At 71.7% G+C, this 26992-nt stretch carries 24 protein-coding genes and 1 pseudogene; 15 read left to right on the forward strand and 10 right to left on the reverse strand.

Annotated elements, in window-relative coordinates; all coding sequences use genetic code 11:
* Positions 1–9 precede the first annotated feature (9 nt).
* The 4 genes from MTR79_RS07505 (at position 10) to MTR79_RS07520 (ending at position 4793) form a co-directional block, all read left to right on the forward strand.
* Positions 10–1095, forward strand: coding sequence for a thiamine ABC transporter substrate-binding protein (locus MTR79_RS07505; RefSeq protein ID WP_244789588.1), 1086 nt, complete (start codon positions 10–12; stop codon positions 1093–1095).
* Between the two features lie 80 nt (positions 1096–1175).
* Complete coding sequence (locus tag MTR79_RS07510) at positions 1176–2777, forward strand: iron ABC transporter permease (protein WP_244793081.1); 1602 nt, start codon at positions 1176–1178, stop codon at positions 2775–2777.
* A 177-nt stretch (positions 2778–2954) separates the two neighbouring features.
* The gene (locus tag MTR79_RS07515; protein WP_244793083.1) at positions 2955–3971 is read left to right on the forward strand and encodes an ABC transporter ATP-binding protein; all 1017 of its coding nucleotides are present in this window, start codon (positions 2955–2957) and stop codon (positions 3969–3971) included.
* Between the two features lie 24 nt (positions 3972–3995).
* Entirely contained in the window at positions 3996–4793 is a 798-nt protein-coding gene (locus MTR79_RS07520) for a maleylpyruvate isomerase family mycothiol-dependent enzyme (protein ID WP_244789589.1), read from the forward strand.
* Positions 4794–4861: 68 nt separating this feature from the next.
* Here MTR79_RS07520 and MTR79_RS07525 read toward each other — a convergent pair whose 3' ends face one another.
* The 6 genes from MTR79_RS07525 to MTR79_RS07550 form a co-directional block, all read right to left on the reverse strand.
* Positions 4862–5536: an LAETG motif-containing sortase-dependent surface protein gene (locus MTR79_RS07525; protein WP_086700488.1), complete on the reverse strand. Its 675-nt coding sequence runs from the start codon at positions 5534–5536 to the stop codon at positions 4862–4864.
* Between the two features lie 314 nt (positions 5537–5850).
* Positions 5851–6258 (reverse strand): VOC family protein, encoded by a 408-nt coding sequence (locus MTR79_RS07530; RefSeq protein WP_033275934.1) that lies wholly within the window; start codon positions 6256–6258, stop codon positions 5851–5853.
* A gap of 100 nt (positions 6259–6358) precedes the next feature.
* Positions 6359–7690 (reverse strand): hypothetical protein, encoded by a 1332-nt coding sequence (locus tag MTR79_RS07535; protein WP_086700486.1) that lies wholly within the window; start codon positions 7688–7690, stop codon positions 6359–6361.
* Positions 7672–8421: an ATP-binding cassette domain-containing protein gene (locus MTR79_RS07540; RefSeq protein WP_048459311.1), complete on the reverse strand. Its 750-nt coding sequence runs from the start codon at positions 8419–8421 to the stop codon at positions 7672–7674. The genes MTR79_RS07535 and MTR79_RS07540 overlap by 19 nt, the downstream gene beginning before the upstream one ends.
* A 243-nt stretch (positions 8422–8664) precedes the next feature.
* Positions 8665–10038: an aspartate aminotransferase family protein gene (locus tag MTR79_RS07545; protein WP_086700485.1), complete on the reverse strand. Its 1374-nt coding sequence runs from the start codon at positions 10036–10038 to the stop codon at positions 8665–8667.
* 2 nt (positions 10039–10040) lie between these two features.
* A complete protein-coding gene (locus tag MTR79_RS07550; protein WP_048459309.1) occupies positions 10041–10559 on the reverse strand; it encodes an Lrp/AsnC family transcriptional regulator in 519 nt (172 codons plus the stop codon).
* A 204-nt stretch (positions 10560–10763) separates the two neighbouring features.
* On the opposite strand from MTR79_RS07550, the gene MTR79_RS07555 reads away from it, so the two are divergent.
* The 3 genes and pseudogenes from MTR79_RS07555 to MTR79_RS07565 all read left to right on the forward strand — a co-directional run bounded on the left by MTR79_RS07555 (position 10764) and on the right by MTR79_RS07565 (position 13404).
* The gene (locus MTR79_RS07555) at positions 10764–12203 is read left to right on the forward strand and encodes a gamma-aminobutyraldehyde dehydrogenase (RefSeq protein WP_244789590.1); all 1440 of its coding nucleotides are present in this window, start codon (positions 10764–10766) and stop codon (positions 12201–12203) included.
* Between the two features lie 113 nt (positions 12204–12316).
* Positions 12317–12850 (forward strand): hypothetical protein, encoded by a 534-nt coding sequence (locus MTR79_RS07560; protein ID WP_244789591.1) that lies wholly within the window; start codon positions 12317–12319, stop codon positions 12848–12850.
* A gap of 9 nt (positions 12851–12859) precedes the next feature.
* Positions 12860–13404, forward strand: a pseudogene (locus tag MTR79_RS07565) (HXXEE domain-containing protein).
* On the opposite strand, the gene MTR79_RS07570 reads toward MTR79_RS07565, so the two are convergent.
* A complete protein-coding gene (locus MTR79_RS07570; protein ID WP_244789592.1) occupies positions 13399–14091 on the reverse strand; it encodes a glycerophosphodiester phosphodiesterase in 693 nt (230 codons plus the stop codon). The pseudogene MTR79_RS07565 and the gene MTR79_RS07570 overlap by 6 nt on opposite strands.
* 19 nt (positions 14092–14110) lie before the next feature.
* Positions 14111–15181: an adenosine deaminase gene (locus MTR79_RS07575; protein ID WP_244789593.1), complete on the reverse strand. Its 1071-nt coding sequence runs from the start codon at positions 15179–15181 to the stop codon at positions 14111–14113.
* A 268-nt stretch (positions 15182–15449) separates the two neighbouring features.
* On the opposite strand from MTR79_RS07575, the gene MTR79_RS07580 reads away from it, so the two are divergent.
* Positions 15450–16229 carry a DUF4190 domain-containing protein gene (locus MTR79_RS07580; protein ID WP_244789594.1) on the forward strand — a complete coding sequence of 260 codons (780 nt, stop codon included), beginning with the start codon at positions 15450–15452 and terminating at the stop codon, positions 16227–16229.
* Positions 16230–16483: 254 nt separating this feature from the next.
* On the opposite strand, the gene MTR79_RS07585 is transcribed toward MTR79_RS07580, so the two are convergent.
* Entirely contained in the window at positions 16484–17059 is a 576-nt protein-coding gene (locus MTR79_RS07585) for an NADAR family protein (RefSeq protein ID WP_244789595.1), read from the reverse strand.
* 220 nt (positions 17060–17279) lie between these two features.
* On the opposite strand from MTR79_RS07585, the gene MTR79_RS07590 reads away from it, so the two are divergent.
* The 7 genes from MTR79_RS07590 (at position 17280) to MTR79_RS07620 (ending at position 26404) form a co-directional block, all read left to right on the forward strand.
* Positions 17280–18815, forward strand: coding sequence for a gamma-aminobutyraldehyde dehydrogenase (locus MTR79_RS07590; protein WP_086703881.1), 1536 nt, complete (start codon positions 17280–17282; stop codon positions 18813–18815).
* Between the two features lie 49 nt (positions 18816–18864).
* Positions 18865–20112: a spermidine/putrescine ABC transporter substrate-binding protein gene (locus MTR79_RS07595; protein WP_086703882.1), complete on the forward strand. Its 1248-nt coding sequence runs from the start codon at positions 18865–18867 to the stop codon at positions 20110–20112.
* Positions 20113–20116: 4 nt separating this feature from the next.
* On the forward strand, positions 20117–21283 hold the full coding sequence (locus tag MTR79_RS07600; protein ID WP_086703884.1) for an ABC transporter ATP-binding protein: 1167 nt from the start codon (positions 20117–20119) through the stop codon (positions 21281–21283).
* A complete protein-coding gene (locus tag MTR79_RS07605) occupies positions 21283–22212 on the forward strand; it encodes an ABC transporter permease (protein ID WP_086703885.1) in 930 nt (309 codons plus the stop codon). Before MTR79_RS07600 ends, MTR79_RS07605 begins: the two co-directional genes overlap by 1 nt.
* On the forward strand, positions 22213–23013 hold the full coding sequence (locus tag MTR79_RS07610) for an ABC transporter permease (protein WP_244789596.1): 801 nt from the start codon (positions 22213–22215) through the stop codon (positions 23011–23013). It abuts the gene before it with no gap.
* A gap of 37 nt (positions 23014–23050) precedes the next feature.
* Positions 23051–24469: an FAD-dependent oxidoreductase gene (locus MTR79_RS07615; RefSeq protein ID WP_244789597.1), complete on the forward strand. Its 1419-nt coding sequence runs from the start codon at positions 23051–23053 to the stop codon at positions 24467–24469.
* A gap of 120 nt (positions 24470–24589) precedes the next feature.
* A complete protein-coding gene (locus MTR79_RS07620; protein WP_244789598.1) occupies positions 24590–26404 on the forward strand; it encodes a glycoside hydrolase family 18 protein in 1815 nt (604 codons plus the stop codon).
* On the opposite strand, the gene MTR79_RS07625 is transcribed toward MTR79_RS07620, so the two are convergent.
* On the reverse strand, positions 26343–26978 hold the full coding sequence (locus tag MTR79_RS07625) for a phosphatase PAP2 family protein (protein ID WP_107500423.1): 636 nt from the start codon (positions 26976–26978) through the stop codon (positions 26343–26345). The genes MTR79_RS07620 and MTR79_RS07625 overlap by 62 nt on opposite strands.
* Positions 26979–26992: the final 14 nt, after the last annotated feature.

Consider the following 26992-nt stretch of genomic DNA (forward strand, 5'->3'; position numbering starts at 1 on the left):
AGGAATCAAGTGGGCATCACCAAGAAGGTCACCGTCCTGGCCGTCGGGCTGGGGCTCGTCACGCTGTCCGCCTGCGGGTCGTCCGGCGGGGACGGCGGCGGCAGCGGCGAGGGCTCCAAGACGGTGACCCTCGTCAGTCACAACTCGTGGGCCGTGTCCGAGGACGTCGTCGCCGCCTTCGAGAAGCAGTCCGGTTACAAGCTCAAGGTCCTTGAGGACGGCGACGCCGGGCAGGCCGTGAACAAGGCGATCCTGACCAAGGACAACCCCCAGGGCGACGTCTTCTTCGGCGTCGACAACACCCTGCTGTCCCGCGCCCTCGACAACGGCCTCTTCCAGTCCTACGAAGCCAAGGGCTCCGACCTGATCCTGCCCGAGTACCGGGTCGACGAGGAAGAGCACCGGGTCACCCCCGTCGACACCGGTGACGTCTGCGTCAACTACGACAAGGCGTGGTTCGAGAAGAAGAAGCTGACCCCGCCCGAATCCCTCGACGACCTCGTCAAGCCCGCCTACAAGGATCTCCTCGTCGTCGAGAACGCCGCCACCTCCTCGCCCGGTCTCGGCTTCCTGCTCGGCACCGTCGCCGAGTACGGGGACGACGGTTGGGAGAGCTACTGGGGGAAGCTCAAGGACAACGGCGTCAAGGTCGTCGACGGCTGGGAGCAGGCGTACAACGAGGAGTTCTCCGGCTCGGCCGGCGGCAAGAAGGCCAAGGCCGACCGCCCGCTCGTCGTGTCGTACGCCTCCTCGCCGCCCGCCGAGGTGATCTACGCCGACCCGCGGCCCGACACGGCGCCCACCGGCGTCGCCGAGGGCACCTGCTTCCGGCAGGTGGAGTACGCGGGCCTGCTGAACAACGCCGAGAACCCCGAGGGTGGCAAGGCGCTGCTGGACTTCATGGTCGGCGAGACCTTCCAGGAGGACATGCCGCTCAACATGTTCGTCTACCCGGTGCGTGAGGGCGCCCAGGTGCCGGAGGAGTTCGTGAAGTTCGGGCCGCAGGCGAAGGAGCCGCGGACCATGGACCCGGCGAAGATCGCCGAGAACCGTGACCAGTGGGTCAAGTCGTGGACCTCGCTCGTACTGAAGTGACCCCGCCCGACGTGAGCCCGCCCGAGGCGAGCCCGGGCCGCCCCGGCTGGTGGCGCCGGAACGCGGCCCGGCTCGGCCTCATGGCCGTGCCGGCCGCGTTCTTCGCCGTCTTCTTCGCCTATCCGGTCGCCGCGATCGTCGCCCGGGGGCTGAAGGCCGACGGCGGCTGGCAGCCCGGGCGGATCGTGGACGTGCTCGCGCAGTCCGACATCCGCCAGGTGCTGTGGTTCACCACCTGGCAGGCGCTCCTCTCCACGGCCCTCACCCTGGTGATCGCCCTGCCCGGCGCCTACGCCCTGGCCCGCTTCGACTTCCCCGGCAGACAGGTGCTGCGCGCGGTGATCACCGTGCCCTTCGTGCTGCCGACGGTCGTCGTCGGCACGGCGTTCATGGCGCTCGTCGGGCGCGGCGGGCTGCTGGACGAGCTGTGGGGCGTGCGCCTGGACACCACGGTCTGGGCGATCCTCCTCGCCCATGTCTTCTTCAACTACGCCGTCGTCGTCCGTACCGTGGGCGGGCTGTGGGCGCAGCTCGACCCGCGGCAGGAGGAGGCCGCGCAGATGCTCGGCGCCTCCCGCCTCACCGCCTGGCGGACCGTGACCCTCCCGGCGCTCGCGCCCGCCGTGGCCGCCGCCGCGCTGATGGTCTTCCTCTTCACCTTCACGTCGTTCGGCGTGGTGCAGATCCTCGGCGGACCCGCCTTCTCCACCCTGGAGGTGGAGATCTACCGGCAGACCGCCGACCTCTTCGACCTGTCCACGGCCGCCGTCCTCACGCTGATCCAGTTCGTCGCCGTCGGCGCGATCCTCGCCCTGCACGCCTGGACCGTGCGGCGCCGGGAGACCGCGCTGAGGCTGGTCGACGCCTCGGTGACCGCCCGCCGCCCGCGCGGGGCCGGGCAGTGGGCGCTGCTCGGCGGAGTCGTCGCCACGGTCGTCGTCCTCCTGCTGCTGCCGCTCGCCGTGCTGGTGCAGCGGTCCTTCGGCGGTGCCGGCCTCGCCTACTACCGGGCGCTGACCGAGGCGGACGGCGGCGTCTTCCTGGTCGCCCCGATCGAGGCGATCGGCAACTCCCTGCGCTACGCCGTCACCGCCACCGTGATCGCCGTGGTGATCGGCGGTCTCGCCGCCGTCGCGCTGACCCGGCGGGACGCGGGACGGCTGGTGCGCGGCTTCGACGCGCTGCTGATGCTGCCCCTCGGCGTGTCCGCGGTGACCGTGGGCTTCGGCTTCCTCATCGCCCTCGACGAACCCCCGCTGGACCTGCGCGCCTCCTGGATCCTGGTGCCGCTCGCGCAGGCGCTGGTCGGCGTCCCCTTCGTCGTACGGACCATGCTGCCGGTGCTGCGCGCGGTGGACGTGCGGCTGCGGGAGGCGGCGTCGGTGCTGGGGGCGTCGCCGTGGCGGGCGTGGCGGGAGGTGGACCTGCCGCTGGTGCGGCGGGCGCTGCTGATCGCCGCCGGGTTCGCCTTCGCGGTGTCGCTGGGGGAGTTCGGGGCGACGGTGTTCATCGCGCGGCCGGACAACCCCACCCTGCCGGTGGCCGTGGCACGGCTGCTGGGACGGCCCGGGGACCTCAACTACGGGCAGGCGATGGCCCTGTCGACGATTCTGATGATCGTGTGCGCCGTGGCTCTGCTGGTGCTGGAGCGGCTGCGGACCGACCGGACGGGGGAGTTCTAGATGCCGACCGACAGCCAGCCGCCGACCGGCAGCCAGTCGCCCGCCGACAGCCGGCCGCCCGCCGGCAGCCAGCCGCCCGCGGACAGCCTGCCGCCCGCCGTCAGCCAGTCGCCCACCGACAGCCCGCCGCCCACCGACAGCCCGCCGCCCGCCGGCAGCCGGCCGCCCGCGGACAGTCTGCTGCGTCTCGAGGACGCGACCGTCCGCTTCGGCGGCCGGGCCGTGCTGGACTCCGTCGGCCTCGATGTCGCCGAGCACGAGATCGTGTGCGTGCTCGGGCCCAGCGGCAGCGGCAAGTCCACACTGCTGCGCGCGGTCGCCGGACTCCAGCCGCTGGACGCCGGGCGGATCCTGCTCGACGGACGGGACCAGGCGGGTGTGCCCGCGCACCGGCGGGGCGTCGGGCTGATGTTCCAGGACCACCAGCTTTTCCCGCAGCGGGACGTGGGCGGCAACGTGGCCTTCGGCCTGCGCATGCACGGTATGCCGCGCGCCGAACAGATTCGACGCGTGCGGGAGTTGCTGGACCTGGTCGGGCTGCCCGGTGCGTCCGGGCGGGGCGTCGCCGCCCTGTCCGGGGGTGAGCAGCAGCGGGTGGCGCTGGCCCGCGCGCTCGCGCCCAGCCCGCGGCTGCTGATGCTCGACGAGCCGCTCGGCCAGCTCGACCGGTCGCTCAGGGAGCGGCTCGTCGTCGAACTGCGTGAGCTGTTCGGCCGGTTGGGCACCACGGTCCTGGCCGTGACGCACGACCAGGGCGAGGCGTTCGCGCTCGCCGACCGGGTGGTGGTGATGCGCGACGGGCTGATCGCCCAGTCCGGCACGCCGCTCGAGGTGTGGCAGCGGCCCGCCGACGCCTTCGTGGCCCGCTTCCTCGGCTTCGAGAACGTCGTCGAGGCGACCGTCACCGACGGCGTCGCCGTCACCCCCTGGGGCAAGGTGCCGGTGCCGCGGGACGCCCCCGAGGGCACGCGGCCGCTGCTGGTCCGGCCGGCCGGGGTACGGCTGGTCCCGGCCGGGGAGGGACTGCGCTGCACGGTGACCGCGCGCACCTTCCGCGGCACTCATGTCGCCGTGCGCCTCCAGCCGGAGGACGCGCCCCCGCTGGAGGCGGCCTGCGCGCTCAGGGACGCGCCGGAGGTCGGGGACGTCACCGGCGTGGAGTTCGACGGCGCGGAAATCGCTGTGCTGGGCTGATCGTCGCTGCCTAGGGTGAGCGGTATGACACGTCTGGCCCACGAGCGCTACTGCGACGAGATCGCCCATCAGGTCGGCGAGTTGAGGTCGGTGGTGACCTCGGGGACGGACCTGTCCCGCGCCGTGCCGACCACGCCCGACTGGTCACTGGAACAGCTCGTACGGCATCTCGGCGGCGCCCTGCGCTGGGTGGCCCTGATGGTGCGGACCGGGGCCGAGAGGGAGACCCCCGAGGAGGACGTGCCGGGCTTCGACGGGCCCGAGGCGCGCGGGGACGCCGCCGCGCTGGACGCCTGGCTGGCGGAGAGCGGCGACCTCGTCGTCGGCGCGCTGAGGGAGGCCGGGCCGGACGCCCGGGTGTGGAGCTGGGCGGGCGTCGCGAACGCGGGCTTCTGGGCACGCCGTATGACCCATGAGGTGACCGTGCACCGCGCGGACGCCACGCTCGCCGCCGGACTGCCCTACGACGTCGCGCCCGAGGTGGCCGCCGACGCGGTGGACGAGTGGCTGGAGATCGTGGAGTGGGCGCAGCGGACACTGCCCGACGACGAGGTGCACGGGCTGCGCGGACCCCTGCGCACGATCCATCTGCACGCCACCCACACCGCGCCCGACGGAGCAGCGGAGTGGCTGATCAGGCTGGACGAGGAGGGGGTGTCCTGGAGTCATGGCCACGAGAAGGCCACGGTCGCGCTGCGCGGGCCGCTCACCTGGGTGCTGCTCGCCTTCTACCGCCGCGTCCCGCTGGACGACCCCCGCATCGAGGTCCTCGGTGAGCGCGCGGTGCTCGAACACTGGCTGGAGCGGGCCACGTTCGGCTGACGGCCACCTCGACGGCGAGCGGCCCGCCCCCGGTCTCGGGGACGGGCCGCAGGCGTTTCCGTGAGGCGTCAGCGCTGGCTGTTCGCCCCGCGGCGGCGCATGCCGAAGAAGACGGCGCCGCCACCGATGGCGACCAGGGCGGCCGCGACACCGGCGATCACACCGGTGTTGGAGTTGGCGCCGGTCTCGGCGAGGTTGGACTCACCGGCCGGGGACGGGGCGTTGTCCGACGTGTCCGCCGGGGGAGCGGCGCTCTCGCTCTCGCTCTCCGACGGGGCCGGGCTCGGCTCCTCGCTCTCCTCGGCCGGGGCCGAGGTCTCCTCCGACGGCGTCGGCTCGGGGGCCGGGGACTCCTCCTCGTCCTCCTTGCACGGCGTCGACGGCGTCACCAGGTTCGGCTTGATGTCCTCGTCCACGTACGGCTTGGCCGTGACGTGGATGCGGTACTCGGCGTTGGGCTTCCAGTCCTCCTCGAAGGTGATGGTGGTGCCCTCCTTGGAACCCCGGACCACCTGCTCGCCGACCTTCTCGATGTCGGCGCCGTTGTTCTGCAGGAACACGGTCACGGTCGCGGGGACGCCGGCCGGGTCGACGTCGGTGACGGTGATGACGCCCTTGTCACCGTCGCACTTGGCCTCGGCCGAGAACTCGTTGATGTTGCACGCCGCGGCGTTGCCGGCGGCACCGAGCGCGAGCGCGGCGGACGCGGAGACGACGCCGAGGGCGCGCACGGAGCGGGTCACGGTACGGCGTGATACGGACAGAACTGCCACGTTTGTCCTTTACATGATGCGCAAATGCGGGGGGTTGAGGGAGGCGTGATGGAGAATCAGCACTCCCATGAGGCTCCCAGGTCTATAAGCGCCGCATAAGTAGTGTCAACGCATATGCCTACCGGGGACCCGGGCTTTGCCTATTTGTTAACCACCCGCACGTTTACGCGCCCTTGGGACCGCATCGATCCGGCCGCAGCGTCCGAGAACGGTCACCGACCGTGAACGGAGGCGCAGTTGGGACGGCGGCAGGGCGACAACCCTGCCGCCACCCTACGTTGGCCTCAGCCCTCCACGGCCGCCGGGTCCATCCAGACGACCTCCCAGGTGTGGCCGTCGAGGTCATCGAAGGAGCGGCCGTACATAAAGCCGAGGTCCTGGGTGTCGCCGGCCACGGAGCCGCCCGCCGCCAGGGCCTTCTCCACCAGCTCGTCGACCTTCTCCCGGCTCTCGGCGCTCAGCGCCAGCAGCACCTCGCTGCTCGTGCGGGCGTCCGCGATCTCCTTCTTCGTGAACTGCGCGTACTTCTCCTTCGTCAGCAGCATCGCGATGATCGTGTCGCTGATCACGACGGACGCCGTGGACTCGTCGCTGAACTGCTCGTTGATGGAGTAGCCGAGCGCCGTGTAGAACGTCCGCGACGCGTCGATGTTCTCGACGGGCAGGTTCACGAAGATCATCTGCTGGTACATGACGGGGCCTCTCCCTGTAAGTGTTGCCGTTCGAGGGGGTAGACCCCGGGGCCGAGCGGAACTCATCGCCCAGGGGGAAGGTTTTTTCGGCCGTCTCGGCTCAGCCGCCCAGCGGCCACGCCGACAGCTCGGCCACCGCCACGGTGAGCGGCCCGAACAGGGCGAGCAGCGCGGCCGCGCGCAGGGCGGCGGCCCGGCGCAGTGTCCCCGCGGGCGCCCCCAGCCGCCGCAGCGAGGCCGTGGTGTCCGCGTGCGCCTGCTTCGCCTCGACGGCCGCGGTGAGCAGCGTCGCCACCGTGCAGCCGGCCACCAGCAGCACCCCGAGCACCACGAGCGGACCGGCCGACGGGTCGTCCCGGTCGTGCAGCGACGCCATCGCGTACGCGGCCGACACCACGGCGCAGACCACGCCCAGCGGGCGTCCGATGCGCGCCGCCTCCGTCATCAGCACCCGCCCGGCCAGCAGCCGCAGCGCACCCGGCCGCACCGCCTGGAGCAGCCGGCCGCACAGATGGGTGAGCCCGGGGCCGACCAGGGCCAGTCCGAGAGAGGTGAGGGCCAGCCCGAGGAACGCCGCCGGACCGCCCTCGGAGCCGGTACGGCTCGTCAGCGCCTCCACCGCCAGCCCCACCGCGAGCACCGCGATCCCCCAGGGCAGCCCCGACGGGGCGGCGGTCGGTACCGGGGGCGGGACGACGGCGGGGGAGCCGTCGGCGGCCTCCGCGCCGGTGACCTCGGCCGCGTCGGCCGGTGCTCCGTCCTGTTCCCGCGCGGGCGCCTCCGTGTCCGTGCGCCGCCCGCGCGCGGCGGCCCCGAGCTGCCGGCCGAACCGCCCGTACGCGCCGAAGGACTCCCGCACCGGGGTGCGCCGATAGGCGCCGAACCGGCCGTACGCCCGTGCCGCCCGGCCCGCGCCCGAAACAGGCTCGCGCGGCCGCAGCGTCATCGCCGCCGCGGCCGACGCGCTCAGCGGCACCAGGGCCAGCAGTGTCAGAGCGGCCGGCAGCGGCAGGGGACGCCCGGCGGCCAGGAACTCCTGCGCGTCCCCGCCGAGGGACATGCCGGTCAGGTCGCCGCGCAACTGGAGGAAGACCAGCAGCGCCAGCACCGAACCGAGTACACAGGACAGGGCCGTGGTCGCCGCGGAGACGGCCATCAGCTTGACCGGGCCGAGCCCGACCGCCGACAGACCGGGCCGGGGCCGGGTCGCGGGATCGGTGCGGGCGACCGCGACCGCGAGATAGACGGTGGCCGCCAGCGGGGCCGTGCACCAGGCCAGCCGGAGCGCGGAGGCGGCGGGGTCGGGGTGGCTCAGCGCGTGGCCGAGTGCACTCAGCAGCAGGAAACCCGTGCCGGCCGAGGCGCTCGCGACGAGGAGCCGGCGGACCTGTACGGCGGGCTGGGCCCCGAGGCTCAGACGGAGAGCGAGCACGCCGCCCGGCCTTCCGACTCGGCCGGTCCGGAGACCGGGGGGAGGTGCACGGTCCGCACGCACCGCCCGTCGAGCAGCGACACCGTACGGTCGGCGAGTGCCGCGGTCCGCGCCTCGTGCGTCGCGAGAACCACGGTGATGCCGTGCGAGCGGGCAGCCGTGGTCAGTGTGCGCAGCACGTGTGCGCGGTCGACGCGGTGCAGCGGCGCGGTCGGCTCGTCGGCGAACAGCACCGACGGCGCCGGGGCCAGCGCGCGGGCGATGCACACCCGTTGGCGCTCCGCGTGGGTCAGCTCCACGGGGTGCCTGCGCGCCCGGTCGCCGACGTCGAGACGCTCCAGCCACTCCAGGGCGGCCGCCTTGGCGCGGCGGCGCCCGGTGCCGCGCAGCATGAGGGGCAGCGCGGCGTTCTCCCAGACGTTCAGCTCGGGCACCAGCACCGGGGCCGGGTCGATCCAGCCGAACCGGTCGCGGCGCAGCCGCTCCCGGGCCGCCGGGCCCATGGTGTGCACGGGCACGCTGTTGAACCAGACCTCGCCGTCGTTCGCGGGCACCAGGCCGGACAGGCAGCGCAGCAGGGTCGACTTGCCGCTGCCGCGCGGGCCTGAGACGGCGAGGATCTCGCCCTCCCGGACGCCGAGCGAGACCCCGCTCAGGCCGGGCGAGCCGTCGTCGTGACGGAAGTGCAGGGCGCGCGCCCAGAGCACGTCGTTGTCCGGTGGGGCCACCATGGCGTACACCTCGGTTCGGATCGGAAATGCCGTGCGCTCTTCGGGTTTATCCCCCGTCCGGGGGAACGAAGGGCGGGCCGATCGGTCACTGGGCACGCTAGGCAGGCGGTGGCGGGCGGTCGGACAGCACGCGGCCCCGGGACGCCGTTTCTCACTCGAACGGGCGGCACCGGGGCCGGTGTTGATCATTCAAAGGGAAGATCGGTACCTCGGACGGCCTACGTCCGCGATCAGCTCGTCGGCCTACAGCTTCGTCCATGCCTCCGTGAGGGTCGCGCGCAGGATCTGCTCGATCTCCTCGAACGTCTCCTGGTCCGAGATCAGCGGCGGCGCGAGCTGGATGACCGGGTCGCCGCGGTCGTCGGCACGGCAGTACAGGCCGTTCTCGAACAGCTTCTTGGACAGGAAGCCGTACAGCACGCGCTCGGTCTCGTCGGCGTCGAAGGACTCCTTGGTCGCCTTGTCCTTGACCAGCTCGATGCCGTAGAAGAAGCCGTTACCGCGGACGTCGCCGACGATCGGCAGGTCGTGCAGCTTCTCCAGGGTGGAGCGGAACGCGCCCTCGTTGTCGAGGACGTGCTGGTTGAGGCCCTCGCGCTCGAACAGGTCGAGGTTGGCGAGACCGACCGCCGCCGACACCGGGTGGCCGCCGAAGGTGTAGCCGTGCAGGAAGGTGTTGTCGCCCTGGTAGAACGGCTCGGCGAGCCGGTCGGAGACGATGCACGCGCCGATCGGCGAGTAGCCGGAGGTCATGCCCTTGGCGCAGGTGATCATGTCCGGGACGTAACCGAACTTGTCGCAGGCGAAGGTGGTGCCGAGCCGGCCGAAGGCGCAGATGACCTCGTCGGACACCAGCAGCACGTCGTACTGGTCGCAGATCTCGCGGACCCGCCGGAAGTAGCCGGGCGGGGGCGGGAAGCAGCCGCCCGCGTTCTGCACGGGCTCCAGAAAGACGGCGGCGACCGTGTCCGGGCCCTCGAAGAGGATCTGCTGCTCGATCTGGTCGGCGGCCCAGCGGCCGAACGCCTCCGGGTCATCGCCGTGGATCGGCGCCCGGTAGATGTTGGTGTTCGGCACCTTGTGCGCGCCCGGCACCAGAGGCTCGAAGGGAGCCTTCAGGGCCGGCAGGCCCGTGATGGACAGGGCGCCCTGCGGGGTGCCGTGGTAAGCGACCGCGCGGGAGATGACCTTGTACTTGGTCGGCTTGCCGGTCAGCTTGAAGTACTGCTTGGCGAGCTTCCAGGCGGTCTCCACCGCCTCGCCGCCGCCGGTGGTGAAGAAGACCTTGTTGAGGTCGCCGGGGGCCTCGTGCGCGAGCCGCTCCGCGAGCTCGACGGCCTTGGGGTGGGCGTAGGACCAGACCGGGAAGAACGCCAGCTCCCGCGCCTGCTTGGCGGCCGTCTCGGCGAGCTCCTGGCGGCCGTGGCCGGCCTGCACCACGAACAGACCCGCCAGGCCGTCGAGGTAGCGCTTGCCCTTGTCGTCCCAGATGTGGGTGCCCTCACCGCGGACGATGGTGGGGACGGGCGCGTTCTCGTACGACGACATGCGGGTGAAGTGCATCCACAGGTGGTCGTACGCGGACTTGCTGAGGTCCTTGGGGGTGTCGGTGCTCACGGTTATCGGGTTCCCCACATGTAGGTCTGCTTCTTGAGCTTGAGGTAGACGAAACTCTCGGTCGAGCGCACACCGGGCACGGCGCGGATGCGCTTGTTGATGACCTCCAGCAGGTGGTCGTCGTCCTCGCAGACGATCTCGACCATCAGGTCGAAGGAGCCGGCGGTCATCACCACGTACTCGCATTCGGCCATCTCGGCCAGCGCGTCGGCGACGGCCTCCACGTCGCCCTCGACGGTGACGCCGACCATCGCCTGCCGGCGGAAGCCCACGGTGAGCGGGTCCGTGACGGCGACGATCTGCATCACGCCCTGGTCGAGCAGCTTCTGCACCCGCTGGCGCACGGCCGCCTCCGACAGGCCCACGGCCTTGCCGATCGCGGCGTACGGCCGGCGGCCGTCCTCCTGGAGCTGCTCGATGATGGCGAGGGAGACGGCGTCCAACTGCGGTCCGCCGCCGTATCTGGACTCGCGGGAGTCCTTGGGGTCTGCGCTTCGACTGGCCACGAGGTCACTGTGCACGACGTATCGACAGTTTCGCAAGGCTCGATCGATGAAATCCGTTGTTAACGAAGCTCAGGCTTGCGGATTTCGCAGATGCGGGGGGATCGGGGGTGTTGAAAACGTCAGCCGTCCGTCTAGGGTGGGTGTCTCAGGGGTTGGACACCTCTACCCGTAATCACCCGACACCCCGGGCACCCACGAGGAACACCAGGAGGGCCTGCAGTGAGCACCGAGCTGCGTCGTCTGCGCAACTACATCGGCGGTGAGTTCCGGGACGCCGCCGACGGACGGACCACCGAGGTGGTCAATCCCGCGACCGGCGAGGCGTACGCGACGGCTCCGCTGTCCGGTGCCGCGGACGTCGACGCCGCGATGGCGGCCGCCGCCGAGGCCTTTCCCGGCTGGCGCGACACCACCCCGGCCGAGCGGCAGAGGGCGCTGCTGAAGGTCGCGGACGCCTTCGAGGAGCGCGCCGAGGAACTCATCGCCGCCGAGGTGGAGAACACGGGCAAGCCCACCGGGCTGACCCGCACCGAGGAGATCCCGCCGATGGTGGACCAGATCCGCTTCTTCGCGGGCGCGGCGCGGATGCTCGAGGGCAAGGGCGCCGGCGAGTACATGGAGGGCCTGACCTCCTTCGTGCGCCGTGAGCCGGTCGGCGTCTGCGCCCAGGTCGCGCCCTGGAACTACCCGATGATGATGGCCGTGTGGAAGTTCGCCCCGGCGATCGCCGCGGGCAACACGGTCGTCCTCAAGCCCTCGGACACCACCCCGGCCTCCACCGTCCTGATCGCCGAGATCCTCGGCTCGATCCTGCCCAAGGGCGTCTTCAACGTCGTCTGCGGCGACCGTGAGACCGGCCGTCTGATGGTCGAGCACCCGACCCCGGCGATGGCCTCCATCACCGGCTCGGTGCGCGCGGGCATGGCGGTCGCCGAGTCGGCGTCCAAGGACCTCAAGCGGGTCCACCTGGAGCTGGGCGGCAAGGCCCCGGTCGTCGTCTTCGAGGACGTCGACGTCGCCAAGGCAGTGGCGGGCATCTCCGAGGCGGGCTACTTCAACGCCGGCCAGGACTGCACGGCCGCCACGCGCGTGCTGGTGCACGAGTCGGTGCACGACGAGTTCGTCCAGGCGCTCGCCAAGGCCGCCTCCGGCATCAAGACGGGCATGCCCGACGACGAGGACGTCCTCTACGGCCCGCTCAACAACCCCAACCAGCTCAAGCAGGTCGAGAGCTTCATCGAGCGGCTGCCCGCCCACGCGCGCGTCGAGGCCGGCGGCAAGCGGGTCGGCGACAAGGGCTACTTCTACGCGCCGACCGTGGTCTCGGGCCTCAAGCAGGACGACGAGATCATCCAGAAGGAGGTCTTCGGCCCGGTCATCACCGTCCAGTCCTTCACGGACGAGGACCAGGCCGTCGCGTACGCCAACGGCGTGGAGTACGCGCTGGCGTCGTCGGTGTGGACCAAGGACCACGCCCGCGCGATGCGGATGTCGAAGAAGCTGGACTTCGGCTGTGTGTGGATCAACACCCACATCCCGCTGGTCGCGGAGATGCCGCACGGCGGCTTCAAGAAGTCGGGCTACGGCAAGGACCTGTCGGCCTACGGCTTCGACGACTACACGCGGATCAAGCATGTGATGACGTCCCTGGAGGACTAGCGGACAGGGCGTCGGCCCCGGGCGGTGTAGCGCACCACCCGGGGCCGACGTGTTTCCGGAGAGCACCGGCGAATATTTTTGAACATGTTCAACTTCGGGCGTACGCTCCTGCCATGAGCGAAAGAGCCGCCCTGCTCAAGGGCATTCGCGTGTGGCTGGTGTTCTTCGTCATCTGCCTGGTGCTCAGCGGGGTCACGGCCTTTCCGCTGGTGCACGAACTGCGCTGGACCGAGGAGGTGTTGCGGTCCCTCGGGGCGCCCGACCACCTCCCCGGCCTCATGGAGTGGATCGAACGCGTACGGGACGGGCTCGACACCGCCGACGCCGACCACCCCTTCCTGCTCTACGGCACCGACTGGCTGGCCTTCGCCCACCTCGTCATCGCGGTCGCCTTCCTCGGCCCCTACCGGGACCCCGTACGCAACGTCTGGGTCGTGGAGTTCGGCCTGATCGCCTGCGCCGGGGTCCTCCCTCTCGCCCTGATCTGCGGACCGATCCGCGGCATCCCCTTCTGGTGGAGCGTCATCGACATGGCGTTCGGGGTGTTCGGCGCCGTCCCGCTGTACGTGGTCAGGAAGAAGATCAAGCGGCTGGAGGCGCTGGCGGAGGCAGCTGTTCCGGCGGGCGCCGCCGCGCCCGCCCCGTAGGTCGGGCGCATGACCGGTGAACGGGGGGGCGGAGCCGTCACATGGGGGCTCCCGGGCGCATGGGTCGTGCACGATCTCGAGGAACCGGCCACCGTGCCGGGATGGTTGCGGCGCAACGTGCCCGGGTTGCGGAAGCGGTTCCCCTCAGGTGCCGGAGGAGGTGTGGCGGCGGGCCGAGACCATGGGCGCGGCCGAGTCCGCCACCGCCGTGGGGGTGATGGGGGCCGTCGTCGGAACCGCCGCGGCCGCCGGACGCCTCACCGGCGGACGGTCCGGGTTCTGCCAGTCCGTGCTGACCGGCTTCGGACTGCACGGCGTGATGCACCTGGCCCAGGCCGCCGCCGTACGCGGCTACACCCCCGGCTCGGTGACGTCACCGCTGGTCGTCTTGCCGTTCACGCCGTGGGCGCGGGGGCGGCTGCGGAAGGCCGGGGTGCTGCGTCCCGCACGGCCGCGTGACACGGTGGCCGGGTCGGCGGCCGCAGGGGCGGGCCACGGTCGCCTCGCACGTCGTGGCGCGCCGGCTGCTCGGCTCGGCGCGCCGGCCGTCATGACGTGAGACGCTCGCGCAGCGCGCACAGGACGTCGACGCGGTTGGTGGTGATCGAGTCCACGCCCGCCGCCAGCAGGCGGCGCATCGAGCGGCGGCTGTCCGGGGTCCACGCCGACAGCAGGAAGCCGTCGCGGTGCACGCGGTCCGCGAGGGCCCGGTCCACCAGGCTGAAGCGGTAGTTGAGCCAGCGCGGCCGGACCGCCTCCAGCACTCCCGCGCGCACCGGCGCGCGGGAGGTGTGGGTGAGCGCGATCTCCGCGTCCGGGTCCACCGCGCGCACGGCCAGCATGGCGGGGGCGCCCGCGCAGTAGTACACGCGGTCCCGCGCGCCCTGCTGCCGGACGACGTCCACGATCCGGCGCACGGCGCGCTCGCCCGGGACGCCGGGCAGGTCGATCATCACCCGGCTGCCCTCGGTCACCGCCAGCGCGTCGGCGAGGGCGGGCACCCCGCCGTCCGTCACCTCGCGCACCTCGTCCCAGGTGAGGGACGCGAGGGGACGGTCGTGGTCCCACAGGCGTTCGAGCGTCGCGTCGTGCAGCAGCACCGGGACGCCGTCCCGGGTGAGCCGTACGTCGATCTCGACCGCGTCCGCGCCCCGCCGGGTCGCGGAGCGCAGGGACGGGAGGGTGTTCTCCCGGACCCGGTAGGGGTCGCCGCGGTGGGCCACGGCGGTCACGTTCTGCATGGTGCCCTTCGCAGGAGGGTCAGGGGGCGAGCCAGGAGGCGGTGTACGAGTCGATCTCGGCGGTGATCCGCGCCTTGCCGGCCGGGTCGAGGAAGGACGCCTCGACCGCGTTCTTCGCCAGGCCCGCGAGGCCGTGCTCGTCGAGGTCCAGCAGACGGGCGGCGACCGCGTACTCGTTGGCGAGGTCGGTACCGAACATCGGCGGGTCGTCGGAGTTGACGGTCACCAGCACACCGGCCCGGGTGAACTCCTTGATCGGGTGCTCGTCCAGGGTGGTGACAGCGCGGGTGGCGATGTTGGACGTCGGGCACACCTCCAGCGGGATGCGCCGCTCGGCGAGGTGCTGGAGCAGCTTCGGGTCCTGCGCGGCGCTGGTGCCGTGGCCGATGCGCTCGGCGCCCAGTTCGTTCAGCGCGTCCCAGACGGTCTCCGGTCCCGTGGTCTCGCCCGCGTGCGGCACCGAGCGCAGGCCGGCGGCGATGGCCCGGTCGAAGTACGGCTTGAACTGCGGGCGCGGCACGCCGATCTCGGGGCCGCCCAGGCCGAAGGAGACCAGGCCCTCCGGGCGCAGCCGGTCGTCGGTGGCGAGCCGCGTGGTCTCCTCGGCGGCCTCGAGACCGGCCTCGCCCGGGATGTCGAAGCACCAGCGCAGCACGGTGCCCAGCTCGCTCTCGGCCGCCTTGCGGGCGTCCTCGATCGCGTCCATGAAGGCACGCTCGTCGATCCCGCGGCGGGTCGAGGAGAACGGGGTGATGGTCAGCTCGGCGTACCGCACCTGCTGCCGGGCCAGCTCACGGGCCACCTCGTAGGTCAGCAGCCGCACGTCCTCGGGGGTGCGGATCAGGTCGACGACGGACAGGTACACCTCGATGAAGTGCGCGAAGTCCGTGAAGGTGAAGTAGTCCGCGAGGGCCTCGGGGTCGGTGGGGACCTTGGAGTCCGGGTGGCGGGCGGCCAGCTCCGACACGATGCGGGGGGAGGCGGAGCCGACGTGGTGCACGTGCAGTTCGGCCTTGGGCAGTCCGGCGATGAAGGCGTGCAGGTCACGGACCTGTCCGGCGGTGGCCGCGGTGTCGTGGCGGTCGGTCAAGGTTCCTCCCCGGGAACGGCGTCCGGTCCGGGTCGCGGCGGGACGCGGGTGATCGGCTGATCGGTGGTGCGGGGATCATCGTAGGCCCGGCGTACGCGCGAGCGGCGCGGGCCGTAGCATGACGGTTCGTCCGAGGAAGGGGTCGCAGCGCATGTCCGACGACGCACCGGCACCGGGGGCAGGGGACCGCACGGGGGACGGAGCGCCTCCGGCGGGTTCGCCCACCCCTGACGCGTGGCCGGCACCGGCCGACGGCGGGGCGCCGCACGTGGCCCCCCTGGACGGCTCGCTGGTGGACGCGCGGACCACGGAGACGCGGCGCGCGGCGCCCCCGCCGCGGGACCGGGACGCGGAGGCGTCCGCGGCCGATCCCTGGGCGCTGCCCGGGGACCGCGCGGCGGGCTCCGGCGGTCCGGGCGAGACCGTGGTGGCGGGGGAGAGCGCGCCGTGGTCGTCGCCCACCGTGCACGACCGGTCGGCGCCGGGTGCGTCCGGGGCCTCCGGGGCCTCCGCCGTGCACGACCAGCAGACGGTGACCTCCTTCCCGGCCCCCTCCGACACGACGCCGCCCGCGCCGGTGTACGGCGGTCCGTGGGCCGGGCCCTCGGGGACGGCCGGGCCCGTGCCGCAGGCCGCCGCCCGCCCGGCGGGCGCCGACCCGTTCGCGCCCCCGGCCGCCGGTGCGGCCGTTCCGCCGCCGCCCATCGGGCCTGAAGGGCCGGGGCAGGTCCCGTACGGCTATCCGCACGCCGGGTACGCGGGCACGCCTGCCCAGGGATACCCCGGCTGGGCCGGGGTCCCGCCCCTCCCGAGCAACGGCATGGGCGTCGCCTCCCTGGTGCTGGGGATCATCGCGGCGGCCGCGTTCTGCTTGTGGCCGGTGGCCATCGTGCTGGGTGTCCTCGCGGTGATCTTCGGGGCGATCGGTCGCGGCAAGGCGAACCGGGGAGCGGCGACGAACGGGGGGCAGGCCCTGGCGGGGGTGATCTGCGGGGCCGTGGGGAGTGCGTTGGCACTCGCCTTCGGCGTGATCGTGCTGGTCACCTGAGCGGGGCTCCTTCGAACGGGGTTCACCTCCGAGGCGTGGAGGTGCGCGGTGTGCCGTTGACCGTCCCGGCGTTGGAACGGTGCCGCTGCGCCCACCCGTGCCGCCCTGGGGGTCCCCCCAGGCCCTCAAGGTACTGGGGGAGGCACGAATGCCCGCAGCGGCGGCGAGTCACTTGCAGCAACCCTGGCGGAAGCACCCTCCAGGGGCGCGGGGAACTGCGCGATCAGCCACGGACCCCCGCGGACTGCGCCGAATCACGCCCCCCGCAACCGCCTCCGCGCCTCCATCAGCGCGAACCCCAGCAAGTTCGGGCCGCGCCAGCGAACCGGGTCGTTCGCCCCCTCCGCGTCGGCCGCCAGGCCTGTGCCCCACACCCGGTCGACGGGGCTGGCCTCGACCAGGACGCGGTCGCCCGTGCCCAGCAGGAAGGACCGCAGCTCACCGTGAGCAGCGAACTTGTGCACGCTGCCCTCCACCACGATCCCGAACCGCTCCCGCCGCCAGACCTCCTCGTCGAAGCCCCGGACCAGGCGTCCGGCCTTCTTCGCCGCTGAGGGGTGCCCCGCGGTCAGGACGCGCCGCTCGCCCTCCGCGTCCCCGAAGAGGCGGGCCTTGGCCGCCATCATCCAGTGCTCCGCCGTCGCGTACTCCACGCCGTCGACGGTGAAGGGGGACGGCCACCACTGGCTCAGGCAGCTCGCCCCGACGCGTCCGTCGGGCAGCGGCCTGTGGCCCCAGAAGTGCAGGTACTTCACCCGCTCCCCGGCCCGCACCGCCTCGATCAGCGCCTCCCGGGACGCCACCGTTCGTACGGTTCCGTCCACGCTCATCACCCCCCATGTCGATCCGTGCGCAGAGCAGTCTCGCAGGCACCACCGACATTCCGTCCTGCCTTTTCCGTTGCCACTCGACACCTGGTCGACAGATTCCGTCGCGTAACCAAATGGCAACAACGGAATCACTTGTTGGAGTGCCTCTGCTCTGTCAGGATCGGCACTCAAATCGAGCTCAAGCCACGCCGCCCCCCTCGGGGACACGGAGGAGAGCGACATGCACGAACCCGGCTCCACCCCGCAGGACCGCTTCCCGGCCGCCGAACGTTTCGCGGACGGCGCGCAGTTCATCGCGGGCCGCCTGACGAAGGGCACCTCGGGACGCACCCACGCGGTGGTCGACCCGGCCACCGGCGCGGAGGTGTACACCTACGACCTCGCCGGCTCCGACGACGTCGACGCGGCCGTCGCCGCCGCACGGGAGGCGTTCCCGGCCTGGGCGGCCGCCACCCCCGGCGAGCGCTCCGACCTCCTGCACCGGTTCGCCGCCGTCGTCGCCGAGCGGGCCGAGGACTTCGCCCGCGCCGAGTCGCTCCAGTGCGGCAAGCCGCTGAAGCTGACGCGTGAGTTCGACGTGCCGGGCACGACCGACAACATCGCGTTCTTCGCGGGCGCCGCCCGCCACCTCGCGGGCCAGTCGGCCGGCGAGTACTCGGGCGATCACACCTCCTACGTCCGGCGTGAGCCCATCGGCGTCGTCGGCTCCATCGCCCCCTGGAACTACCCGCTGCAGATGGCCGCGTGGAAGATCCTCCCGGCGATCGCCGCGGGCAACACCGTCGTGCTGAAGCCCGCCGAGCTCACCCCCCTGACCTCGCTGCTGTTCGCGCAGGCCGCCACCGACGCCGGCATCCCGGACGGCGTCGTCAACATCGTCACCGGCACCGGCAAGGAGGCGGGCGAGCACCTGGTCGGCCACCCCGACGTGGCCATGACCTCGTTCACCGGATCCACCGCCGTCGGCAAGCGCGTCGCCGAGATCGCCACCGCCACCGTCAAGCGCCTCCACCTGGAGCTCGGCGGCAAGGCCCCCTTCCTGGTCTTCGACGACGCCGACCTCGACGCGGCCGTCAACGGCGCCGTCGCGGGCGCGCTCATCAACACCGGCCAGGACTGCACGGCCGCCACGCGCGCGTACGTGCAGCGCCCCCTGTACGACGCGTTCGTCGAGCGCACCGCCGCGCTGATGGAGACCGTCCGGCTGGGCGACCCCTTCGCCCCCGGCACCGACCTCGGCCCGCTGGTGTCCCACGCCCAGCGCGACCGGGTGGCCGGTTTCGTCGACCGCGCGCGTGCCTACGCGCGCGTGGTGACCGGCGGTGAGACACCTCTGGGCGATCTGTCCGACGGCGCGTACTATCGCCCCACGCTGATCGCCGGCGCCGGGCAGGACAGCGAGGTCGTGCAGTCGGAGATCTTCGGACCGGTGCTGGTCGTCCTGCCCTTCGACACCGACGACGAGGGCATCGCACTCGCCAACGACACCCCGTACGGGCTCGCCGCCTCCGCCTGGAGCCGCGACGTGTACCGCACGGGGCGGGCCACCCGCGAGATCAAGGCGGGGTGCGTGTGGATCAACGACCACATCCCGATCATCAGCGAGATGCCGCACGGCGGCTACAAGGCGTCCGGCTTCGGCAAGGACATGTCCGCGTACTCCTTCGAGGAGTACACCCAGATCAAGCACGTCATGTTCGACAACACCGCGGTGGTCCGCAAGGACTGGCACCGCACCGTCTTCGGGGACCGATAGCAGCCAGGCCGCCCGACCCGCGGCCACTTCCCGAAAGGGCACCACGCGCATGGAGCAGTACGAGCCCGACCGCCTCTCGCCGGTCCAGCAGGCCGCGATACGGCGCAGTTTCCGCAACGGCAGGGCGGCCCTGTCCCGCCGCTCCCTGCTGCGCGCCTCGACGGGCGGCGCGCTCGCGGTCGGCGGCCTGGGCGCGCTGAGCGCCTGCGGCATCCCCCCGGCGGGGAACACCGAGGGCGGCGTCTCCGCGGAGGACCACTCGGCCGAGGAGAAGAGCGTGAACTTCTCCAACTGGACCGAGTACATGGACATCGACGAGAGCGGCCGCCGGCACCCCACGCTGGAGGCGTTCACCAAACGCACCGGCATCAAGGTCAAGTACACCGAGGACATCAACGACAACACCGAGTTCTTCGGCAAGATCAAGCCGCAGCTCGCCGCGCGCCAGGACACCGGCCGCGACATCGTCGTCCTCACCGACTGGCTGGCCGCCCGGCTGATCCGCCTCGGCTGGGTGCAGAAGCTCGACGCGTCGAACCTGCCGCACGCCTTCGCCAACGTGGCCTCCTCGTACCGCACCCCCGACTGGGACCCGGGCCGCGCCTACTCGTACCCCTGGCAGGGCATCGCGACGGTCATCGCGTACAACAAGAAGGCGCTCGACGGGGTCGAGGTGAAGACCCTGTCCGACCTGCTGGACAACCCGAAGCTCAAGGGCCGGGTCGGGCTGCTCACCGAGATGCGCGACACCATGGGCATGACGCTGCTCGACATGGACAAGGACCCGCGGTCCTTCAGCGCCGACGACTACGACGCGGCCCTCGCCCGGCTGCAGAAGTCCGTCGACAAGGGCCAGATCCGCCGCTTCACCGGCAACGACTACACCTCGGACCTCACCAAGGGCGACCTCGCCGCGTGCGTCGCGTGGGCCGGCGACGTCGTCCAGCTCCAGGCCGACAACCCCGACATCGGCTTCGTCATCCCGGACAGCGGCTACATGCTCTCCAGCGACAACATGCTGATCCCCAACAAGGCCCGGCACAAGACGAACGCCGAGCGCCTGATCGACTACTACTTCGAGCCTCAGCCGGCCGCCCAGCTCGCCGCCTACATCAACTTCGTCTGTCCGGTCGACGGGGTGAAGGAGGAGCTCGCGAAGCTCGACGAGGACGCGGCGGACAACCCGCTGATCCTCCCCGACAAGGCCATGCAGGCCAAGTCCCGTGCCTTCCGCTCGCTGAGCTCCGAGGAAGAGACGGCATTCGAAGGCAAGTTCGCGAAGCTCACTGGGGCGTGACGAGATGAAGACCACCGAAGAGACCACCGCCGGCGGCGGCGACGTCCGCCTCACCGGGATCAGCAAGACCTACGGCGACTTCACCGCCGTGCACCCGCTCGACCTGACCGTCCCCGAGGGCTCCTTCTTCGCCCTGCTCGGCGCGTCCGGCTGCGGCAAGACCACCACCCTGCGCATGATCGCCGGCCTGGAGGAGCCCACCGCGGGCACCGTCCACCTCGGCGACCAGGACGTCACCGCGCTGCCGCCGTACAAGCGGCCGGTGAACACGGTGTTCCAGTCCTACGCCCTCTTCCCGCACCTCGACATCTACGAGAACGTCGCCTTCGGCCTGCGCCGGCGCGGCATCAAGAGCGTGAAGAAGCAGGTCGAGGAGATGCTGGAGCTGGTCCAGCTCGGCGAGCAGGCGCGCAAGAAGCCGCACCAGCTCTCCGGCGGCCAGCAGCAGCGCGTCGCGGTCGCCCGCGCGCTGATCAACCACCCGAAGGTGCTCCTCCTCGACGAGCCGCTCGGCGCCCTGGACCTGAAGCTGCGCCGCCAGATGCAGCTGGAGCTCAAGCGGATCCAGACCGAGGTCGGCATCACCTTCGTGCACGTCACCCACGACCAGGAGGAGGCCATGACCATGGCCGACTGCGTCGCGGTGATGAACGCCGGCCGGGTCGAGCAGCTCGGCACCCCCGCCGACCTGTACGAGAACCCCCGCACCACCTTCGTCGCGAACTTCCTCGGCACCTCCAACTTCATCGGGGCCGAGGTGGACTCCACGTCCGGCGACGACATCGTGCTCAAGGCGGGCGGCGGCAAGCTGGTGCTGCACCGGGCGCGCGCGAGCGCGCCCGCCACCACGGGCGGCAAGATCCTGGCCGGGGTGCGCCCGGAGAAGATCTCCCTGACGCACGCCGACGACGCGGGCGGGATACCCGAGGGCCGCAACCGGATCACGGGCCGCATCACCGAGTCCAGCTTCATCGGCGTCTCCACGCAGTTCGTCGTCGACAGCCCGGTCTGCCCGGACTTCGAGGTCTACGTGCAGAACGTCGACCGGGACGCCCGGCTGGTGCCCGGCGCCGAGGTCGTCCTGCACTGGAACCCCGCGCACACCTTCGGTCTCGACGCGGCTCAGGATGTCGACGCGGGCGTCGGGACGGCCGAGGAAGAGGTCGCCTGATGGCCACGGTCACCGAGGCGCCGCCGACGCCGGCGCCCGTCGCCCCCGAGAAGAAACCGCCGCGCAAACGCGGCCGCTGGACGCCGTACCTGCTCCTGCTGCCCGGTCTGCTCTGGCTCGTGGTGTTCTTCGCGCTGCCGGTGATCTACCAGGCCTCCACGTCCGTGCAGACGGGCTCCCTGGAGGAGGGCTACAAGGTCACCTGGCACTTCGCCACCTACTGGGACGCGCTGTCCCAGTACTGGCCGCAGTTCGTCCGCTCGGTGCTCTACGCGGCCTCCGCGACCGTGCTGTGCCTGCTGCTCGGCTACCCGCTGGCCTACCTGATCGCCTTCCGCGCGGGACGCTGGCGGAACCTGATCATGATCCTGGTGATCGCACCGTTCTTCACCAGCTTCCTGATCCGCACCCTCGCCTGGAAGACGATCCTCGCGGACGGCGGCCCGGTGGTCGGGGCCCTGGACGCGCTGCACGTCCTGGACGTCACCGCCTTCCTCGGCTGGACCGCCGGCGACCGGGTGCTCGCCACCCCGCTCGCGGTGGTGTGCGGTCTGACGTACAACTTCCTGCCGTTCATGATCCTGCCGCTGTACACCTCGCTGGAGCGGATCGACCCCCGGCTGCACGAGGCCGCCGGCGACCTCTACGCCAAGCCGTCGACCACCTTCCGCAAGGTCACCTTCCCGCTGTCGATGCCGGGCGTGGTCTCCGGCACGCTGCTGACCTTCATCCCCGCGTCCGGCGACTACATCAACTCGGACCTGCTCGGCTCCACCGACACCCGGATGGTCGGCAACGTCATCCAGTCCCAGTTCCTGCGGATCCTGGACTACCCGACGGCCGCGGCGCTCTCGTTCATCCTGATGGCCGCGATCCTCGCCGTCGTCACGGTCTACATCCGCAAGTCCGGCACGGAGGATCTGGTTTAAATGGCCTTCGTCACTTGGTTCAAGCGCAACGTCGTCGTCATCGCGGGTCTGCTGACGCTGGCCTACCTCCTGCTGCCGAACATCGTCGTCACGGTGTTCTCCTTCAACCGGCCGAAGGGCCGCTTCAACTACCAGTGGCAGGAGTTCTCCACCGACGCCTGGCGGGACCCGTGCGGGGTCTCCGGGCTCTGCGAGTCGCTGGGCCTCAGCCTGCAGATCGCCTTCTGGGCCACGCTCGGCGCCACGCTGCTCGGCACGATGATCGCGTTCGCGCTGGTGCGCTACCGCTTCCGCGCCCGCGGCGCGGTCAACTCGCTGATCTTCCTGCCGATGGCGATGCCCGAGGTGGTGATGGCGGCCTCGCTGCTCACCCTGTTCCTCAACATGGGCGCCGAGCTGGGCTTCTGGACGGTCCTCATCGCCCACATCATGTTCTGCCTCAGCTTCGTCGTGGTCGCCGTGAAGGCACGCGTGATGTCGATGGACCCGCGTCTCGAGCAGGCCGCGCAGGACCTGTACGCCGGCCCGGTGCAGACGTTCCTGCGGGTCACACTGCCGATCGCCGCCCCTGGCATCGCGGCGGGCGCGCTGCTCGCCTTCGCCCTGTCCTTCGACGACTTCATCATCACCAACTTCAACGCCGGTTCGACCGTCACCTTCCCGATGTTCGTCTGGGGCTCCGCGCAGCGCGGCACGCCCGTCCAGATCAACGTCATCGGCACGGCCATGTTCGTGGTCGCCGTGCTGCTGGTGCTGGTCTCCATGGCCGTCGGCAACCGCCGTAAGCGGCAGAAGGCATAGCCCGCCGTTCCACAGTCCGCAGCAGGGAGTTGAGATCATGGCCCCGAGCGCCATGAGCCGTTGGACGCAGTCCCTCTCCGAGGCCCGGCCGGTCTCCTACTGGCTGGACGACCCCGGCCGCCCCGCCCCCGAACCGGCCCTTACCGGGCGGACCACCTGCGACCTGCTGGTCGTCGGCGGGGGCTACAGCGGACTGTGGACCGCGCTGATCGCCAAGGAGCGCGACCCCTCCCGGGACGTCGTGCTCGTCGAGGGCCGCGAGGTGGGCTGGGCCGCCTCCGGCCGCAACGGCGGGTTCTGCGCCGCCTCCCTCACCCACGGCCTGTCCAACGGGCTGGCCCGCTGGCCCGACGAGATCCACGCCCTGGAGCGGCTGGGCGCCCGCAACCTCGACGCCATCGAGGAGACGGTCGCCCGCCACTCCATCGACTGCGACTTCGAGCGCACCGGCGAGATCGACGTCGCCACCGAGCCGTACCAGGCGGAGGAACTGCGCGCCTGGTACGACGAGATCGGCGCGCATGGTCTCGCCGACGGCATCGAGTACCTGGACGCCGACGCGGTGCGCGAGCAGGTCGACTCGCCCACCTTCCTCGCCGGACTGTACGACCGCCGGGGCGTGGCCATGCTCAACCCGGCCCGCCTCGCCTGGGGCCTCAAGCGCGCCTGCCTCGACCTCGGGGTGCGCGTGTACGAGCACACGCCCGCGCTCACCTTGCGGCAGTACGGCGCCGGCATGTCCGTCCGCACCCCGTACGGCGCGGTCCGCGCGCGCCGGGTCGCGCTCGGCACCAACGTCTTCCCGAGCCTGGTCCGCCGGGTGCGGGCGTACACCGTCCCGGTGTACGACTACGCCCTGATGACCGAGCCGCTCACCGACGAGCAGCTCGACTCCATCGGCTGGAAGAACCGCCAGGGGCTCGGCGACAGCGCCAACCAGTTCCACTACTTCCGGCTCTCCTCCGACCACCGCATCCTGTGGGGCGGATACGACGCGATCTACCCGTACGGCGGCCGGGTGCGCGCCGAGTACGACGACCGGCCGGACACGTACGCCAGGCTCGCGGGCCACTTCTTCGCCTGCTTCCCGCAGCTGGAAGGGGTGCGTTTCACCCACGCCTGGGGCGGCGCGATCGACACCTGCTCCCGCTTCTCGGCGTTCTTCGGCACCGCCCACGCGGGCCGGGTGGCGTACGCGGCGGGCTACACCGGGCTCGGCGTCGGCGCGACGCGGTTCGGCGCGGAGGTGATGCTGGACCTCCTGGCGGGGGAGCGGACCGAGCGCACGGAGCTGGAGATGGTGCGCAGCAAGCCGCTGCCGTTCCCGCCGGAGCCGTTCGCCTGGACCGGCATCGCCCTCACCAAGTGGTCGCTGGCCAGGGCGGACGCGCACGAGGGCCGGCGGAACCTGTGGCTGCGGACGATGGACCGGCTGGGGCTGGGTTTCGACAGCTGAGCCTTCTCGATGGCGGGCAGGGGAGTGCGGGGGTGCTGCGCGGGGTCTTGACAACCGAATTGGTCTGGACCAAATTGAGCGCGCTCCACCCCTCCAACTCCCCCCTGCCCGGAGGCCCTTGTGGACCGCTCCAGACCCCACGCCCGCCGCCCCCTCGCCGTCCTGCTCACCGCCACCGCCGTCGCCGCGGCCGGCGTCACCGCCCTGACGCCGGACGCCCGCGCGGCCGACGCCGACCTCGCCCGCAACGGCGGCTTCGAGACCGGCCTCGACGGCTGGAACTGCCCGGCCGGCGCCACCGTCACCTCACCCGTCCACAGCGGCGCCTCCGCCCTGAAGGCCACCCCGGCCGGCTCGGACAACGCCCGCTGCGCCCAGACGGTCACCGTGAAGCCCGACTCCGCCTACACCCTCTCCGGCTACGTCCGCGGCGCCTACGTGTACCTCGGCGCGAGCGGCACCGGCACCACCGACGTCTCCACCTGGACCCAGTCCGCCCCCGACTGGCAGAAGCTCACCACCACCTTCCGCACCGGCCCCTCCACCACCCGCGTCACGATCTACACCCACGGCTGGTACGGCACCGGCGCCTACCACGCCGACGACATCACCCTCGTCGGCCCCGGCGGCGAGACAGGGCAGCCGCCCGCCCCGCCGACCGGCCTCACCGCGTCCGGCGCGACCTCCACCAGCGTCGCGCTGTCCTGGTCACCGGCCGCGGGCGCCACCTCGTACGCCGTCTACCGCGACGGCGCGCGGATCCGCACCGTCACCGGCACCTCCACCACCGTCACCGGACTGTCCCCCTCGACGGCGTACGCGTTCCAGGTGGCGGCCCTCAACGACGCGGGGGAGTCGGCCCGTTCGGCGACCGTCACCGCGACGACCTCGGCGCCCGACTCCGGCGGCGGCGACTCCGGTCTCCCGGAGCACGCTCTGGTCGGCTACCTCCACGCGAGCTTCGCCAACGGCTCCGGTTACACCCGGCTCGCCGACGTCCCCGACAGCTGGGACGTCATCGACCTGGCCTTCGGCGAGCCCACCTCCGTCACTTCCGGCGACATCCGCTTCGAGCGCTGCCCGGCGACGGAGTGCCCCGGCGTGGAGAGCGACGCCGAGTTCAAGGCGGCGATCAGGGCCAAGCAGGCGGCGGGCAAGAAGGTGCTGATCTCGATCGGCGGGCAGAACGGCCAGGTCCGGCTCACGACGACCGCGGCCCGCGACACCTTCGTCAGTTCCGTCTCCCGCATCATCGACGAGTACGGACTCGACGGCCTCGACATCGACTTCGAGGGCCACTCCCTCTCCCTGGACACCGGCGACACCGACTTCAGGAACCCGAAGACCCCGGTGATCGTCAACCTGATCTCCGCCCTGAAGACGCTGAAGGCGAAGTACGGCGACGACTTCGTCCTGACCATGGCCCCGGAGACCTTCTTCGTCCAGCTCGGCCACCAGTTCTACGGCAGTGGGCCCTGGGGCGGCCAGGACCCGCGCGCGGGCGCCTACCTGCCCGTCATCCACGCCCTGCGCGACGACCTCACCCTGCTGCACGTCCAGGACTACAACTCCGGCCCGATCATGGGCCTGGACGGCCAGTACCACTCCATGGGCGGCGCCGACTTCCACATCGCGATGACCGACATGCTGCTCACCGGCTTCCCGGTCGCGGGCGACGCGAACCACGTCTTCCCGCCGCTGCGCCCCGACCAGGTCGCCATCGGCATGCCGGCCACGGTCAACGCGGGCAACGGTCACGTGTCCCCGGCGGAGGTCGTCAAGACCCTCAACTGCCTGACGAGGAACACCGACTGCGGCTCCTACCGGACGCACGGCACCTGGCCGTCCCTGCGGGGACTGATGACCTGGTCGATCAACTGGGACCGCTTCGGCGGCTGGGAGTTCCAACGGACGTTCGACGGCTACTTCGGCTGACGAGCACCACGCCGGTCAGCAGCATCGTGCCGAGGCACCAGCTCCCCACCACGTCCAGCGGCCAGTGGTAGCCCCGGCGCACCAGCCCGTACGACGCGCCCAGGACCAGCAGGGCGCACAGTGCGATCAGACCCCGGCGGACGGCCGGTGACCCGAGCAGCGGGAGGAGCAGCAGGGTCGCCGTGCCGTACGCGACCGTCGCCGTGGCCGTGTGGCCGGAGGGGAAGTAGCCGGTCGCCGGGGGGACGGCGGGGGTGCCGGGGCGGTCGGTCCAGGCCTTCACCGGGGCGACCAGCACGGGGACCAGGACCATGGCCGCCGCGCCGGCCGCGGGCGGCAGCCACCAGCGGTCCGTACCCGTGGCGCGCAGCCGCCACGCCGTCACCGCCAGCGCGAGCGCGAGGACGGGTACGGCTACCTCGACGTTGCCGAGGTCGGAGAGGAGTTCGGAGGCCCGGTCGGGGCGGACCAGCGCGTCGCTCAGACGCTCGTCGAGGCCGAGGAGCGGACCGTCGGCGAGGACCTGCCAGGTGATCAGCAGGAAGAGGAGGAGCGGCACGACCAGCAGCAGCATGCGGGACAGCTTCG

The sequence above is a fragment of the Streptomyces sp. BJ20 genome, assembly GCF_022869105.1.
Taxonomy (GTDB): domain Bacteria; phylum Actinomycetota; class Actinomycetes; order Streptomycetales; family Streptomycetaceae; genus Streptomyces; species Streptomyces griseoincarnatus.